The sequence below is a fragment of the Providencia sp. PROV261 genome (assembly GCF_028477945.1).
GTDB classification, from domain to species: Bacteria; Pseudomonadota; Gammaproteobacteria; order Enterobacterales; family Enterobacteriaceae; genus Providencia; species Providencia stuartii.
The window spans coordinates 1-1,035 of sequence record NZ_JAMPMC010000026.1 but is presented as its reverse complement, the minus strand read 5'-3'; the positions used below and the strand labels follow the sequence as shown (position 1 = coordinate 1,035).

Here is a 1,035-nt window from a genome sequence, read left to right as displayed (position 1 = left end):
GGAGTGTTGTAATCAATGGGGTTAAAACAATAAAGAATGAGTGAATACTATTATTAGTCAGTATGTTAGCTTTAAAGAATCGAATGATTATAAGGATGATTTCATTTGCAAAATTGAGTCACCTCTACCACCGATGCGGTATATCGACAGTGAAAAAGCGTTAGATGAAGTTAATTGCACTCTGGGCTTTATTAATGAGGAAAAGATATAATGGGAATAGTTGCCTTTGTCAAAAAACACATGACATTAAAATCCAGTTTTGACCGTGCCAAGAAACAAAGTTTTGTATCTAATCACGAGCGTTACCAAAATAATGTTGAGCCTGAAGAGCTAACCTTTATTGATGAAATTAATGCTAAACAATTTGCCATTGCGAATGTTAATCGAGGAAAACGCGATGTTGGGGCAATGAGCTTTTTTCTGGTTATTTTAGTTTGTTTTATAGTAATTTTGAGTGCATTAATAAATAGAAACATAAAATCTTACAATACTTTTGTTAGCACCATTTCAATGTATGAGAAACATTATAATCTTTCTAAAGAAAAAAATATACTATTGACTAAACAAGTTAAGGAACTTAGACCATTTTACGGTGAAGGCAATAAAAGCTTTGGAGCTTTCTTTGTCGATTATTATTTATGGGGGGGGCATGTCAATAAAGTTGGAGGTATGGACGTTGCTTTTATAATTTTCACGTTAATTTTGGGTGTTTTTACCGGCATGACGGGTTATATAATCTTTTTAAGTCCGCTACCAGTCCTAATTTTCGATCGAGAGAAAAAATATGTTTATAGCTATTTAAAAGGAAAAGTTTCAGCAGACCGCTATGAATATATTGAGTATGGTCATGCCCCAATTATGCTTGCAGTCCGGTTATATAGCATTAATACTGAAAATGGTGAATTGCAGGAAGAGATGTTTTTGCCTTATACATCAGCCAAGTCAAACCTTAACTTTAATACAGCTAATGAAGGCAATATCTTTGTCAGCTTTGTGAATACTTTTATGCGTGAAGGGCGTGAAGCGGTAATGGAC

Annotated in this window: 1 protein-coding gene; it reads left to right on the top strand. The window is 33.9% G+C overall.

The features are described 5' to 3' along the window. Positions 1–210 precede the first annotated feature (210 nt). On the top strand, positions 211–1,035 hold an 825-nt coding region (locus PR675_RS14815), incomplete at its 3' end, for a hypothetical protein (RefSeq protein ID WP_272582777.1).